At 74.2% G+C, this 13,536-nt stretch carries 17 protein-coding genes; 9 read left to right on the forward strand and 8 right to left on the reverse strand.

Annotated features, from left to right (window positions below; all coding sequences use genetic code 11):
* The first annotated feature begins 56 nt into the window (after window positions 1-56).
* A complete protein-coding gene (locus VFG42_RS23660; protein WP_324911297.1) occupies window positions 57-1,775 on the forward strand; it encodes a hypothetical protein in 1,719 nt (572 codons plus the stop codon).
* Window positions 1,776-1,779: 4 nt separating this feature from the next.
* Here VFG42_RS23660 and VFG42_RS23665 read toward each other — a convergent pair whose 3' ends face one another.
* The 3 genes from VFG42_RS23665 to argF all read right to left on the reverse strand — a co-directional run bounded on the left by VFG42_RS23665 (window position 1,780) and on the right by argF (window position 3,756).
* On the reverse strand, window positions 1,780-2,250 hold the full coding sequence (locus tag VFG42_RS23665; RefSeq protein WP_324911298.1) for an SAM-dependent methyltransferase: 471 nt from the start codon (window positions 2,248-2,250) through the stop codon (window positions 1,780-1,782).
* Window positions 2,250-2,735: a hypothetical protein gene (locus VFG42_RS23670; RefSeq protein WP_324911299.1), complete on the reverse strand. Its 486-nt coding sequence runs from the start codon at window positions 2,733-2,735 to the stop codon at window positions 2,250-2,252. Before VFG42_RS23670 ends, VFG42_RS23665 begins: the two co-directional genes overlap by 1 nt.
* 157 nt (window positions 2,736-2,892) lie before the next feature.
* The gene (gene argF, locus VFG42_RS23675) at window positions 2,893-3,756 is read right to left on the reverse strand and encodes an ornithine carbamoyltransferase (RefSeq protein WP_324911300.1); all 864 of its coding nucleotides are present in this window, start codon (window positions 3,754-3,756) and stop codon (window positions 2,893-2,895) included.
* Window positions 3,757-3,781: 25 nt separating this feature from the next.
* Between argF and VFG42_RS23680 the strand changes: the two genes are divergently transcribed.
* From VFG42_RS23680 to VFG42_RS23695, 4 genes are all read left to right on the forward strand, one after another.
* Entirely contained in the window at window positions 3,782-4,465 is a 684-nt protein-coding gene (locus tag VFG42_RS23680) for an endonuclease/exonuclease/phosphatase family protein (RefSeq protein ID WP_324911301.1), read from the forward strand.
* The gene (locus VFG42_RS23685) at window positions 4,465-4,821 is read left to right on the forward strand and encodes a cupredoxin domain-containing protein (protein ID WP_324911303.1); all 357 of its coding nucleotides are present in this window, start codon (window positions 4,465-4,467) and stop codon (window positions 4,819-4,821) included. Before VFG42_RS23680 ends, VFG42_RS23685 begins: the two co-directional genes overlap by 1 nt.
* A complete protein-coding gene (locus VFG42_RS23690; protein WP_324911304.1) occupies window positions 4,818-5,519 on the forward strand; it encodes a leucine-rich repeat domain-containing protein in 702 nt (233 codons plus the stop codon). Before VFG42_RS23685 ends, VFG42_RS23690 begins: the two co-directional genes overlap by 4 nt.
* A gap of 109 nt (window positions 5,520-5,628) precedes the next feature.
* Window positions 5,629-7,083 (forward strand): glycine-rich protein, encoded by a 1,455-nt coding sequence (locus VFG42_RS23695; protein ID WP_324911305.1) that lies wholly within the window; start codon window positions 5,629-5,631, stop codon window positions 7,081-7,083.
* Between the two features lie 10 nt (window positions 7,084-7,093).
* On the opposite strand, the gene VFG42_RS23700 is transcribed toward VFG42_RS23695, so the two are convergent.
* From VFG42_RS23700 to thiO, 5 genes are read right to left on the reverse strand one after another with little or no spacing between them, the layout of a single operon-like run.
* Window positions 7,094-7,564, reverse strand: a complete 471-nt coding sequence (locus VFG42_RS23700; protein WP_324911306.1) for a hypothetical protein — start codon at window positions 7,562-7,564, stop codon at window positions 7,094-7,096.
* Window positions 7,561-8,043, reverse strand: a complete 483-nt coding sequence (locus VFG42_RS23705) for an ester cyclase (protein WP_324911307.1) — start codon at window positions 8,041-8,043, stop codon at window positions 7,561-7,563. Before VFG42_RS23705 ends, VFG42_RS23700 begins: the two co-directional genes overlap by 4 nt.
* Window positions 8,040-8,882, reverse strand: a complete 843-nt coding sequence (locus tag VFG42_RS23710; RefSeq protein WP_324911308.1) for a thiazole synthase — start codon at window positions 8,880-8,882, stop codon at window positions 8,040-8,042. The genes VFG42_RS23705 and VFG42_RS23710 overlap by 4 nt, the downstream gene beginning before the upstream one ends.
* 10 nt (window positions 8,883-8,892) lie before the next feature.
* Entirely contained in the window at window positions 8,893-9,093 is a 201-nt protein-coding gene (gene thiS, locus VFG42_RS23715) for a sulfur carrier protein ThiS (protein WP_324911309.1), read from the reverse strand.
* Window positions 9,090-10,184: a glycine oxidase ThiO gene (thiO, locus tag VFG42_RS23720; protein ID WP_324911310.1), complete on the reverse strand. Its 1,095-nt coding sequence runs from the start codon at window positions 10,182-10,184 to the stop codon at window positions 9,090-9,092. The genes thiS and thiO overlap by 4 nt, the downstream gene beginning before the upstream one ends.
* Before the next feature lie 55 nt (window positions 10,185-10,239).
* Between thiO and thiE the strand changes: the two genes are divergently transcribed.
* Genes thiE through VFG42_RS23740 form a run of 4 tightly spaced genes read left to right on the forward strand, consistent with a single transcriptional unit; the run spans window position 10,240 to window position 13,532 of the window.
* On the forward strand, window positions 10,240-11,325 hold the full coding sequence (gene thiE, locus VFG42_RS23725; RefSeq protein WP_324911311.1) for a thiamine phosphate synthase: 1,086 nt from the start codon (window positions 10,240-10,242) through the stop codon (window positions 11,323-11,325).
* Window positions 11,326-11,357: 32 nt separating this feature from the next.
* A complete protein-coding gene (gene lpdA, locus VFG42_RS23730) occupies window positions 11,358-12,701 on the forward strand; it encodes a dihydrolipoyl dehydrogenase (protein ID WP_324911312.1) in 1,344 nt (447 codons plus the stop codon).
* A 13-nt stretch (window positions 12,702-12,714) separates the two neighbouring features.
* Window positions 12,715-13,317, forward strand: coding sequence for a DsbA family protein (locus VFG42_RS23735; RefSeq protein ID WP_324911313.1), 603 nt, complete (start codon window positions 12,715-12,717; stop codon window positions 13,315-13,317).
* Window positions 13,314-13,532, forward strand: coding sequence for a hypothetical protein (locus tag VFG42_RS23740; protein ID WP_324911314.1), 219 nt, complete (start codon window positions 13,314-13,316; stop codon window positions 13,530-13,532). Before VFG42_RS23735 ends, VFG42_RS23740 begins: the two co-directional genes overlap by 4 nt.
* Window positions 13,533-13,536 lie beyond the last annotated feature (4 nt).

Genomic DNA, 13,536 nt, shown 5'->3' on the forward strand with positions numbered 1-13,536 from the left:
CGTCCAGATACGATCCCGCGCGCTCTCTCCCGCAAACGATCGAAAGGCTCCACCGCATGAGGTTGCTCTCCCGCGCGGTCGCCGCGCTGGCCGCTGCCGGCGCGCTGTCCGCGACGGCCGTCGCACCCGCCGGCGCCGCATCGCCCGTCGTCGCGCTCGGTGGCTCGCCGCTGACCGTCTGGGTCGGCGACCAGGGCCAGCTGCAGGCCAAGCGCGACACCGACACGTCCAACATCTTCTTCTCGCCGTCCAACCAGGTCGGCGACGCCGGGTTCTTCCTGGCCTTCCCGGATGTTCCCGCCGCCGCCCCGGCGCCCGCGCAGAACGCCGCGCTCAAGGGCCGCGTCTTCGGCTTCGACGGCACCGCCGGACCCTTCATCGAGGATGAGTACGAGCCCGCCGGCCAGGCGGCCACGACCGGCAGCGGCACGCCGACCGACCCGTTCAGCCAGATCACGACGTACGCGGTCCAGAGCGGCACGCCGGCCAAGCAGTACGCGTTGATCACACAGACGACGACCTACGTCACCGGCGCCCAGGTCTTCGACGTGCGCTGGGACGTCAAGAACACGACCAGCCCGGCCGTGCCCCTGCGTTTCAAGGCCATCAGCGCCGCCGACTTCTACTTCGAGGGCTCCGACGTCGGCACCGGCATCTACACGCAGGGCCCGCCGCGCTTCATCGGCGGCACCAACGCCGACACCGGCCGCTCGGGCGGCTTCGTCGAGATCGGCCCGCCGTCGCCGTCGCTGCCGTGGTCGCACTACCAGGCGCTGGCCTTCAAGCTCTCCTTCGGGACCGACGGCAACGACATCTGGTCGCGCGTCGAGGGCGCGGGCGACGCCGCCACGCCGTCCTTCGACGACACGGTCGTCGGCGAGCCGGTCGACAACGCGGGCGCGGTCGAGTGGGACCAGTACCTCGACCCGGCCAAGACGCTGGCCGGCGGCGCCACGGCCTCCTTCGAGCTGCTCGTGCGCACCGCGCTGCCCGCCGCGCTGCAGTTCGACCAGACCAACGCGGGCGCGCCGCAGGGCGTGCCGATCACGTTCACGGTCACCGCCAAGGACACGGCCGAGAACCCGTTCACGGGCAAGAGGCTCGTCTCGGCGATCACCGGCGCCAACCCGGGCAGCCAGAGCGCGGTCATCGGCGCCGACGGCAAGGCGACGATCACCGACCCGGGCGTCAACGCCGGCGCGGACACGATCGTCTCGTTCGTCGACCTCAACGGCAACGGCACGCGCGAGCCCAACGAGCCGCAGGGCTCGGCGCTGGCGACGTTCGTCGACAAGACGCCGCCGAGCTGCAAGGTCGCGGTCTCCGGCGACCGGCCGGTCGGCAGCGGCGGCCAGGGCAAGCCGCTGACGATCACGGTCAACTGCGACTCGGTCGCGACGGTCACGACCGCGTCGACGCTGACGATCCAGCCCGCCGCGTCGAAGGCCACCAAGAAGACGTCCAAGGCCAAGAAGTCGGCCGCGGCGGCCACGACCAAGAAGAAGCCGAAGAAGAAGGCCAAGGCGAAGAAGCCCAAGAAGGTCGTGGTCAAGCTGGCCCCGCGGACGGCCTCGGTGGCGCCCGGCCAGGCGCTCCCGATCGCGGTGACGGTCCCGTCGTCGTTGAACAAGAAGTACCCGGGCGCGACGGCGACCGCGAAGGTCACGGTGACCGCCACGGACACCGCCGGGAACGCCGCGACGACCACGGTCACCAAGAAGGTCACGCTGGCCAAGCCGAAGGCCAAGGCCAAGCACAAGAAGAAGCGGAAGTAGCCCGCTAGCCCCAGTAGCCGGCCATCAGCTCGCGCGACCACGCGGGCTGGTGGACCGGCCCGCGGGGGCCGAACTCCGGCATGTAGGGCTTGACGTCGAGCACCGGCGTGCCGGCGACGGCGTCGAGGCCGGCGACGTGCAGGTCGAGCCCGTCGACGCGCTCCAGGGCGCAGCGCGAGACGCCGAGCCGGTTCGGCCGGTCCTTGGCGCGCTGGGCGAAGATCCCCACGCGCGGCCAGTCGCGGTTGCCGCGCGGGTGGCGCGCGCCAGTCTCGACGCCCGCGGGGTCGACGCGGTCGAAGAGGTAGACGACCTCCAGGTGCGAGAACGCGTCGAGCCCGGCGACGGCCTCGGGGCCGAAGCGCCCGGCGTCCAGGCGCAGGATCGCGCGCTCGGCGTCCCAGTCGTCGTCGCGCACCTCGTCGCGTCCGCCGACGACCACGCCGACGGGGACGACCTCGAACGCCGGCGCCATCAGCCCAGCCGCTGGTCGATCGCGCCGAGCACCGACTTGCGGGCCTTGTTGCCGCGCTCGTGGTCGCGCACCTTGCGCAGCTGCGCGGGCGTCAGGTCGCCCAGGCGCGCGGTGACCTGCGGGGCGGTCAGCGCGTCGTAGCCCTCGATCGGGAACGACGACCCGACGCTCACGCCGACCTTGCGCCGCGCCTTCTCGACCGTGCGCAGCACGGCCTCGCCGGTCCCGCCGCCGCGCCCGAGCAGATGCTCGACGTCGGCCAGGATCGACTCGGTCTGCGCGCGCCCGGCGGCCAGCAGCGTGCCGAGCAGCTCCTCGGCGTCCTTGCGCGTCATGCGCCCGCGGCGGACGGCGTCGTCCACGGCCTCCTGCAGGCGGTCGCTGGTGATCGTCACCGAGGAGACCAGCCGCTCGCGCAGCGCGCCGAGCGAGGCGGCCAGCTCTTCGGGCACCGGCGGCGCGACGGGCTTCTTGTGCTGCGGCATGGCGCCGACCCTACCCAGACATGACCGCAAGTTCTCGCCGCGACCCTCGTTGTCAGCCCGTGCGACACCCCATACCCGGGTCCAGCCGCGGACCGCGGGTCGTCGTCGGAACCCACACACCGACCCACCCGGCGACGACCCGCCTTCGCGCTCGCGCTCAGGCGGCCAGCAACCACTCCAACATCGCCTTCTGGGCGTGGCGGCGATTCTCCGCCTGGTCCCAGATGTGCTGGCGATGGCCGTACAGCACCGACTCGGCGATCTCCTCGCCGGGATGCGCGGGCAGGCAGTGCAGGGCGATCGCGCCCGGCGCCGCGGCGTCCAGCAGCGCGTCGTCGATCCGGTAGGGCGCCAGCGCCGCGCGGCGCGCGTCGGCGGTGTCCTCGTCGCCCATCGACACCCACACGTCGGTGTAGATCGCGTTGGCGCCGGCGACCGCCTCGCGCGGGTCGGTGACGGACTCCACGCCGGGCAGCGCGAGCTCCGGCGGCGTCGACAGCACGACCTCGACGCCCGCGATCCGGCCCATGTCGTGCAGCGACCGCGCCATGTTGTTGCCGTCGCCGACGTAGGTGAGCTTCAGGCCGTCGAGCTGGCCGAACGCCTCGCGCAGCGTCAGCAGGTCCGCGAGCACCTGGCACGGGTGCGCGTTCTGGGTGAGCATGTTGAAGACCGGGAGCTGGTCCTCGGCGGCCAGGCCCTCCAGCTCGCTGTCGGCGTGCGTCCGGACGCCGACGGCGACGACGTGGCGGCCGAGCACCCGCGCGGTGTCGCGCAGCGACTCGCCGCGACCCAGCTGCGTGTCGCCCGGGCGCAGGACCATCGGATGGCCGCCCATCTCGTAGATGCCCGCCTCGAAGCTGACGCGCGTGCGCGTCGAGGGCTTCTGGAAGATCAGCGCGACCGTGCGGCCCTCCAGGAGGTTCGAGGAGCGCGGCGCGAGCTTGAGCGCCGCGGCGCGGTCGAGGACGTGGTGCAGGTCGTCCTGGGTGAGCTCGGTGCCGGTGAGGAGGTGTCGCATGGGAAGCGCGAGATCATAGGCCGCGATGCGCGTCGTGACCTGGAATCTGTTCCACGGGAGGTCGGTTCCCGACACGTCCCGCTCGCTCCTGCGCGAGTTCACGGACATGTTGGCGGGATGGGCGTGGGACGTCGCGCTACTGCAGGAGGTCCCGCCGTGGTGGCCGGCGTCGTTGGCGGACGGCTGCGGGGCCGAGGAGCGCCACGTCCTGACGTCCCGCAACGCGCTGCTGCCCGCGCGGCGGTGGGTCGCCGACCGGCGCCCGGACCTCGTCAAGAGCAACGGCGGGGGCGCGAACGCGATCCTCGTGCGGGACGGCGGCGACGGCGGCGGCGCGGTGCGCGCCCACGCGGCGCGACGGGTCCGGACGTGGCCCGAGCGGCGCGTCGCGCACGCGGTCGCGCTGGCCGACGGCACGTGGGTCGGCAACGTCCACGCGACCACCCACCCGGACGCGCGCACGCGCGCGGACCTGGCGCGCGCGGGCGCCGCGCTGGCCGGGTGGGCGGGCGGCGCGCCGGCGCTGCTGGGCGGCGACATGAACATCGCGGCGCCGCGCGTGCCGGGCTGGGACGACCTCGGCGGGCACGGCATCGACCGCTTCCTCGCCCAGGGGCTGAGCGCCGTGGCGGCTCCTGTGACCTTGGACACGCAGGGGCTCTCCGACCACGCGCCGGTGGCGGTCGAGGTCGTACGCTCACAGGCGTGATGCGCCCGCTCCTCCCCCTCATCGCGATCACCACGACCCTGGCCGCCGGCGTCGCCGGCTGCGGCGGCGACGGAGGCGGCAAGGCCACCGTGCTGAAGCCGGGCGAGGCGATCTCGATGCAGAACCTGCGCTTCAAGCCCGACCACGTGCAGGTCACCGTCGGCCAGAAGGTCACCTGGCGCAACGACGAGAACATCGGCCACGACGTCAAGGCCGACTCCGGCGCGCGGTTCGCGTCCGAGACCTTCGACAAGGGCGGCACGTTCAGCTACACGCCGACCGCGGCGGGCACGATCAAGTACGAGTGCACGCTGCACCCGGGGATGGACGGCACGATCGACGTCGTCGCGAGGTGATCGCCGACCTCCGCGGCCGCGACGAGGTCCCCGACGAGGTCTGGGACCGACGCGACCTGCTGCGGCTGGTCGCCGCCGAGATGGGGCTGACGCGCGTCGACGCGCGGGTCGGGGAGCTGACCGCCCTGCGGACGCTCGACCTCGCGCACAACGCGCTGGCGTCGCTGCCGGAGGAGATCGCCGCGCTGGGCGCGCTGGAGATCCTCTACCTCGGCGAGAACGTCCTCGACGTCGTGCCGCCCGGGATCCGCGGCCTGGCCGGGACGCTGCGCTACCTCGGCCTGGACGCCAACCGCCTCGCCGAGCTGCCGGCGTGGATCGGCGAGCTCGTGGCGCTCGTCGAGCTGCGCGTGCAAGGCAATGCCCTTACCTCGCTGCCGGAGGCGATCGGCGAGTTGTCGTCCTTGCGCGAGCTGCACACGCGCGGCAACGGGCTGACGGCGCTGCCCGACACGCTCGGCGACCTGGCCGAGCTGCGCGTCCTGGACCTGCGCGACAACGCGCTGACGACGCTGCCGCCGTCGATCGCCGGGCTGGAGCGCCTGCACACGCTCGACCTCCGTGCCAACCCGCTGGTCGACCTGCCGCCGCTTCCCGCGTCGCTGCAGAGGCTCGACCTGCGCTGGACGCCGTTCTACCCCGAGCTTCCGCCGGCGGCGCGGGCCGTCGCCGACCGGGGCGGCGTGGTCTGGTCCTAGCGACCGAGCCTGTCCCCGGCAGCGCGGCGCGACGCGGCGCGGGCCACGACCGTGGTTCACTGAGCGTCCGCACCTAAAGTCCGCAGGCGGACGCGCCGATCCTCCGGGCATGCCCCGGCCCTTCGCCGTCCTGATCGCTGCCGTCTGCTCGCCGCTGCTCGCGGCGCCGTCCGCCCTCGCCTCGGGGCAGACGACCACGTTCACGGCCACGCTCCACGGCTCGGAGCAGACCTACGTCGTGCCACTGGGGACGACGCTCGTCCACGTCGACGCCGCCGGCGCGAGCGGTGGCGGCGAGAGCGGCGGCATCGGCGGGCGCGTGGTCGCCGACCTGCCCGTGACGCCCGGTCAAGTGCTGTACGTCGAGGTCGGCAAGCACGGCCACGAGGACGGCACGACCCCCGGCTGGAACGGTGGCGGCGTGGGCACCTACACGACCGGCGGCGGCGCGAGCGACGTCCGCCTCGCCAGCGCGCACGGAGACGTGCTCGACCCGACCTCGCTGGCGTCGCGCGTGGTCGTCGCGGGCGGCGGCGGAGGCGCCTCGTTCTACGCCGGCCCCGTCTTCGGCGGCAACGGCGGCGCCCCGGGCGACGGGCCCGACCCCGGCCTGCCGGGCACGGCCACCGCGGGCGGCGCGGGCGGCATCGGCGGCGACGCCGGACGGCTCGGGGCCGGCGGCGACAGCTTCGCGGGCGGCAGCAGCGGGGGCGGAGGCGGAGGCCTCTACGGCGGCGGCGGAGGCGGCGACTTCAGCGGCGGAGGCGGCGGCGCGAGCGGCATCGTCGCGCCCGCGACCAACGCGACGTACTCCGCGGCGGCCGGCGCCCCGCTCGACGGCACCGTCTCGATCACGACCGGCGACCCGGCCGTCACCGCCCGCGCGAGCGCGCTCGCGTTCGGCGCGCGCCCGGTCGGCGACGTCGGGGCCAAGCAGCTCACGATCGACGCCGGCGGCAGCGGCCCGCTGACGATCCTCGCCGCGACGCTGACCGGCGACGGCGCCGAGAGCTTCCTGCTCGGCGCGCCCAACTGCCAGGGCTTCGTGACCAGCTGCGCGATCCCCGTCCTCTTCAGCCCGACGGCCGTCGGCGCGCACGCCGCCACCGTGTCGGTCGCCACCAACGACCCGCGCGGGCCGCTGCTGGTCGCGCTGTCGGGCACGGGCGTGGCGGAGACCGCCCCGGCGACGCCGGCGACGGCCGCCACCACCGCGCCCACGCCCACGCCCACGCCGGCGCCGGCGCCGGCGCCGGCGCCGACCATCCCCGCCAAGCGCCTGACGCTGCTGACCTGCCACGCCGGGACCTCGCAGCGCAAGCCCGCCCTGCGCTGCCGCGCCGTCTCGGTCCCCGCCGGCACGACGCTGCCCGGCAAGTCGGTGTACCAGGCCAAGCTGTCCAACCGCTCGACGACCTACGCCACCGGCACCGCCCGCGTCGTACGCGGGAGCACCCAGGTCCTGCTCACGCCGTCCCGCCGCATCGCCCCCGGCCGCTACACGCGGCTGACGCTGACCCGCACGGGCGCCAAGACGCTGCGCACCGCGCTGGTCGTCGGGTAGCGCCCGGCGGCTAATGCACCAACACCTTCAACACCACCATCAGCCCGCCCAGCGCGATGTTCAGCGCGCCGAAGACCAGCGAGCGGAGGGTGCCGTAGCCGAGGGCGCGGCCGACGAGGGCGCCCCAGCCGAAGAGCGAGACCAGGCCGCAGCCGATCGCGCTCCAGGAGGCGGCCTCGCGGTCGAGGACGCCGATCGTGCCGAGCACGAGCGGGATCGCGGGCAGGATCGCGGCCTCGACGATCGCGATCTCCTCGTGGCCGATCTCGCGGGTCAGCGACGACCAGGAGCGCTCGGGGTCGCTCACCCGCCGGGCGAGCACGTCGGCGTAGACGTGCACGACGTAGAACACCAGGCTGGTGACGATCACGCCGCCGAGGATGATGTGGGCCTCGGCGTGGCCGGACTTCGTCAGCGCGATGATCACGGCGAGCACGAGGACCGTCCCGTACAGCCCGCCGGACCGTGGCGCCTCGGTCATGACCGCGCTCGGAGCCCGAAGCCGCGCAGGAGCATCAGCGCCCGCTCGCCCATGCCGCCGTGGGCGGGCAGGACGCCGAGCTGCACCGACGTGTCGTAGAGGTCGAAGAACGCGCGCACGCGCCACAGCCGCTCGCGCGGCGGGTCCAGCTCGCAGTAGAGCACAGCGTGCACGGTGAACTTCCGGCGCGTCGGCGGCAGGTTCGGCAGCTCGCCGGTGTGCGTGCCGGCGATCCGGATCGGCGCCGCGACGTAGCGTCCGTCGCTCAGCCGCTCGCCGGCCTGCTCGACCGTCGCGTCGGGCACCGCGACCCACAGCTGCGCGACGTGGTCGCCGAGCGCGTCGACGCCGCGCACCGCCGGGCCGGTCAGCGGATCCTCGTAGTGGACGTCCAACGCGCAGACCGACGCGAACGCCGCGCGATCGCGACCGACCAGCGCGGCCTGGAAGCCGTCGAGGAGCGCGCCCAGCTCGGTCACGCGCGTGGCGGCGTCGCCTCGGCCCCGCCGTGCTCGGCGGGATCGCCGGCCGGGATCGCCCGCGCCGGGTCGGACGGGTGGACGAACTCCGCGACGCCTTCCTCGGCCGTGGACGCCGTGGCGTGCAGCCGCTGCGGGATCCGGCCCGCGCCGCGGGCCAGCAGCCCGGCCTCGACGGCCAGCCGGATCGCCCGCGCCATCGCCACCGGATCCTCCGCGCGCGAGATCGCGCTGGCGCACAGCACGCCGTCGCAGCCCAGCTCCAGCGCCAGCGCCGCGTCGGACGCCGTGCCGACGCCCGCGTCGAGGATCACCGGCAAGCTCGTCTGGTCGCGGATCAACCGCAGGTTGTAGGCGTTGTTGATGCCCATGCCCGAGCCGATCGGCGAGCCCAGCGGCATGACCGCCGCGCAGCCGACGTCCTCCAGGCGCTTGGCCAACACGGGGTCGTCGGTCGTGTAGGGCAGCACGACGAAGCCCGCGTCGACCAGCTCCTCGGCGGCCGCGACCAGCTCGACCGCGTCGGGCAGCAGCGTGCGCTCGTCGCCGATGACCTCCAACTTGACCCACTCGGTGTCGAAGGCCTCGCGGGCGAGCTTGGCGGTCAGCACCGCGTCGCGCGCCGTGTAGCACCCGGCGGTGTTCGGGAGGACGCGCACGCCGGCGTCGTCCAGGACGTCGACCAGCGACCCGCGCGCCGCCGGGTCGATCCGCCGCAGCGCGACGGTCACCATCTCGGTGCCCGACGCGCGGATCGCCTCGGCCAGCGTCTCCAGGCGCGGGAAGCCGCCCGTGCCGAGGATCAACCGCGATGAGAACTCGTGTCCGGCGATGCGCATGTGGTGGGGATCATCCTCCCTGAACGGCGACCAGGACCTCGACCCGCGCGCCGTCGGCGACCGCGAAGGTCTCCCACTCCCCGCGCGGCACGACCTCGGCGTCGACCGCGACGGCGACGCCGCGCGTCGGCACGTCCAAGGTCTGCAACAACTCGGCGATCGTCGTGCCGGGGACGGCGTCCGACGGATCTCCGTTGACGATGATGCTCATGCGGCGGGCTCCTTCACGAAGCGGTCGGGACGCAGCGCGTGGTCGGCACCCTCGCCGGCCAGCTCGGCCGCGACCCAGTCGGCGGTGACCGGGCACAGCAGGATGCCGTTGCGGTAGTGGCCGGTGGCCCACACGATCCGGTCGTCGCGCGGGTCGGCGCCGATCACCGGCGCGTTGTCGGGCGTGCCCGGACGGAAGCCGGTCAGCGTCTCCTCCAGCTCCAGCTCCAGGATCCCGGGCAGGATCTCCGAGGCCTCGCGCAGCAGCTCGTAGACGCCCAGCGCGGTGACGGCGTCGTCGAAGCCGCGCTCCTCGACGGTCGCGCCGAGGTAGTAGCGGCCGTCGCCGCGCGGGACGAGGTAGCCGCCCTCGAAGCGCAGGACGCGGTCGCACAGCCCCGGCCCGGACGGGTCGCGCAGGCGCAGCGACTGGCCCTTGACCGGGCGGACGGGGATCCCCGCGGTCCGCCCGTCGCCGAACCCGCCCGACCACGCGCCCGCGGCGACGACCACGCGGTCGGCGGGCAGCGCGGACAGGTCGCCCACCTCGAAGCCCTCGATCAGCCGCACGCCCGCCCGCCGGCACGCCTCCACCAGCGCCGCCACGACGCGCAGCGGCTCGACCGCGTGGTCGTCGGGCAGCGCGACGGCCAGCCGCAGCGACGGCGCCAGCGCGGGCTCCAGCCGCCGCGCCGCGCTGCCGAGCATCCGCTCGACGCGCAGGCCCAGGCGCTCGCGGACGTCGCGCTCGTGCTCGACGTGCTCGGCCTCGTCGCGGTCGCGCGCGACCAGCAGCGTCCCGCAGGCGCGGTAGCCGACGTCGACGCCGGCGACGTCGGCCAGCTCGCGCGCGAACGCCGGCCAGCGCCGCGCGCTCTCCAGGTTGGCGGTCAGCAGGTCGCGCTCCTGCAGGTCGGCCTCGGCGACCGGGGCGAGCATCCCGGCGGCGGCGCGCGACGCGCCCTGGCCGAACGTGCCGCGCTCGAGCACGGCGACCTCCAGCCCGCGCCGGCGCGCGCGCCAGGCGGCCGCGAGGCCGATGACGCCGCCGCCCACGACCGCGACGTCCACCCGTGGAAGCTCCGTGCTCACCCGCGTTCGAGCGTATCGCGCACGCGGAGTGCCACACTGCGCAGCGGAAATGGCGATGACGCTGCTGGAACGCCGGCGCGCGCGGCTGGCGGGCGCGCGCCTCTACCTGATCTGCGACGCGCGGCCCGGCGGGCGGCCGCTGAGCGACGTGCTGGGCCCCGCGCTGCGCGGCGGCGTCGACGTCTTCCAGCTGCGCTGCAAGGACGCCACCGACGAGGAGATCCTGGAGGCCGCGGCCGACGCGCGCGAGTGGTGCGAGGTCGCCGGCGCGCTGTTCGTCCTCAACGACCGCCCCGACCTCGCGGGCGCGGCGGGCGCCGATGGCGTCCACGTCGGGCAGGACGACGAGTCGATCGCGCGGGCGCGCGCGCTCGCGGGACCCGACGTGCTCGTCGGCCGGTCCACGCACTCGCCCGACCAGGTCGACGCCGCCTACGCCGAGGGCGCCGACTACATCGGCGTCGGGCCCGTGCACACGACGCCGACCAAGCCCGGCCGCGCGGCGGTCGGCACCGACCTGGTGACCTACGCGGCGCGCCACGCGAAGATCCCGTGGTTCGCGATCGGCGGCGTGGACGAGGCCACGATCGACGCGGTCATGGCCGCCGGCGCCAACCGCGTCGCGGTCGTGCGCGCGATCGCCGAGGCCGAGGACCCGGAGGCCGTCTCGCGGCGCCTGGACCACGCGCTGGAGGTCGGCCCGCCCGGCGTGCGCCGCGCGCGCAAGTCCTCCGCGGAGCGCACCGCCGAGATCCAGGCGACGCTCGAGCCGATCGGCGCCGACGAGCGGCCGTGGCCGCTGCTCGTCGCGGTCGCGACCGCGGTCGTCCTGGGCCTCGTCAACCTCGTGCTGGCGATCACCGGCCACAGCGGCGCCGGCGGCGCGGGCACGCTGATCGTCTACTGCGCGCTGATGTTCGCGGCCGCCTACGGCATGTGGGCCAAGCGCTACGTCGCGGTGCTGCTCTTCCAGATCCTGCTCGCGGTCCTGGTCGTCTTCTTCTTCCTGTTCCTGCTGCGCGCGTCGTCGATCGGCGACGTCGTGCTGAGCCTGGCGATCATCCTCCCGGCGGGCTGGCTGTTCTGGAAGCTCGTGCGGGTGCTCGCGCGCCTCCAGGTGCCGACACCTGACCGGGCGTAGGGTCCGACCACCCGTTCGCTACATTCCGGGCTATGTCCGACACGACGTTCGATGTCATCGTCATTGGCTCGGGTCCCGGCGGCTATGTGGCCGCGGTGCGCTCCGCTCAGCTCGGGATGAAGACGGCGGTGATCGAGCGCGATGACGTGGTCGGTGGCCGCTGTTTGAACTACGCGTGCATCCCCGCCAAGGCCGTGCTGCGCTCGGCCGACATCCTCTCCGAGGTCCGCGACGCCGGCGAGTTCGGGATCAGCCTGAACGGCACCGAGCCGACGGTCGACTTCGGCGCGATCAACGAGCGCCGCAAGAAGGTCATCACGACGCTGACCGGCGGCGTGTCCGGGTTGTTCAAGAAGAACGGCGTGGAGGTCATCGGTGGCGAGGGCGCGCTGACCGCCGACGGTGACGTCAAGGTCGGCGACACGGTCTACACGGCGTCCAAGGGCGTGGTCCTGGCGACCGGTTCGGTGAAGCGGTCGCTGCCGGGCCTGGACTTCGGCGGCAACGTGATCGGGACCGAGGAGGCGTGGGCGTTGACCGAGCTGCCCACGACGCTGGCGGTCATCGGCGCGGGCGCGTCGGGCACGGAGATCGCCTCGGCCTACCAGCGCCTCGGCTCGCAGGTGACGTTGTATGAGGGTCTGGATCGCGTGCTGCCGACCGAGGACTCAGACATCTCCAAGGCCGCGCTGCGCGGCTTCAAGAAGCAGGGCATCGAGGTCAGGACGGGCACGTTCTTCGACGCGGCCGACACCGGCAACTACGACTGGGTGGTGATCGCCGCGGGCCGCGGGCCCGACGTCGCCGCGCTGGGCCTGGACACCGCCGGCATCGAGCTGACCGACGCGGGCCTCGTCAAGGTCGACGGCGCGCTGCGCACGTCCAAGGCCAAGGTGTACGCGATCGGCGACCTCGTCCCGGGCCCGGCGCTCGCGCACAAGGCCAGCGATGAGGGGATCATCGCCGTCGAGGACGCCGCCGGCCGTCAGACCCACCCGATCTCCTATCTGGACATCCCGCGCGCGACGTTCTGCACGCCGAACGTCGGCTCGTTCGGGCTGACCGAGGAGCAGGCGCGCGAGCAGGGCTACGACGTCGTCGTCGGCAAGGTCCAGTACGGCGCGGTCGGCGCGGGCACCGTCTACGGCGACCGCACCGGCGTCATCAAGATCGTCGGCGACAAGAAGTACGGCGAGATGCTCGGCGGCCACATCGTCGGCACCCGCGCCACCGAGCTGATCCAGGAGCTCGTCAACGTCAAGCTCGTCGAGGGCGGCTACCCCGAGGTCGCGCGCATCATCCACGGCCACCCGACCCTGTCGGAAGGGGTCATGGAGGCCGCGCGCGCGGCCGACGGCTGGCTGATCCACGGCTAGGAGCGCGGCGGCCGTGGGCCTGGAGGTCACCCAACACGGGTCCGCCCACCCGGAGCCCGCACCTGCGGACCGCGGCGCGTTCTACTACGACTTCGCGTCGCCCGAGGCCTACCTCGCGGCCGAGCGCGTGCTCCAGGTGCTCCCGTTCGCGGCCGAGTGGATCCCGATCCGCTCGCCGCGCGCGTGGGACGACGGGTTCCGCTGCGCGACCGAACGCGAGATCGCCCAGGTCGAGATCGAGCGCGTGGCAGGCCACCGCCGGCTACAGCCCGTCCGCTGGCCGCCCGAGGGCTCCGACCCCGAGCTCGCGCTGCGCGCCGCGACCTACGCCAAGCAGATCGGCCGCGCGGTGGCGTTCTCGCTGGCCGCGTTCCGCCAGGCCTACGCGGGCGGCGCGGACCTCGGCGACACCGACGTCGTGCTGATCGCCGCGTCGGCGTGCGAGATGCACCCGCGCGCGGTCCTGCAGGCGCTGGAGCGCGACGCCGTGAGCCAGGCGCTGGACGAGGCGACCGCGCAGGCGGTGGCGCGCGGCGTGGAGAGCGTGCCGACCGTCTGGGCCCCGAACGGGGAGCTGCTGGTCGGCGACGCCGCGCTGGACGCGGTGGCGCCATGAGCGGCGCGCGCGCCCGGTCGCGGTACGAGGTGCTCGTGTCCGGGGACTCGATCGAGGTCGTCGACCTCGACCAGGGCGAGGGCATCCTCTTCTGGGACTGCACCTCCCGCCAGCGCCGCCGCATGCACGAGGCGCTGATCCGCGACCTCGACCGCCTCAGCCCGCAGGAGTTCCTGTACCAGTGGGCCGTGGCCGAGCCGGGGCACTTCGACTAGCGCG

Origin of the sequence: Baekduia sp., from assembly GCF_035685985.1 — a bacterium.
Taxonomy (GTDB): Bacteria; Actinomycetota; Thermoleophilia; order Solirubrobacterales; family Solirubrobacteraceae; genus Baekduia.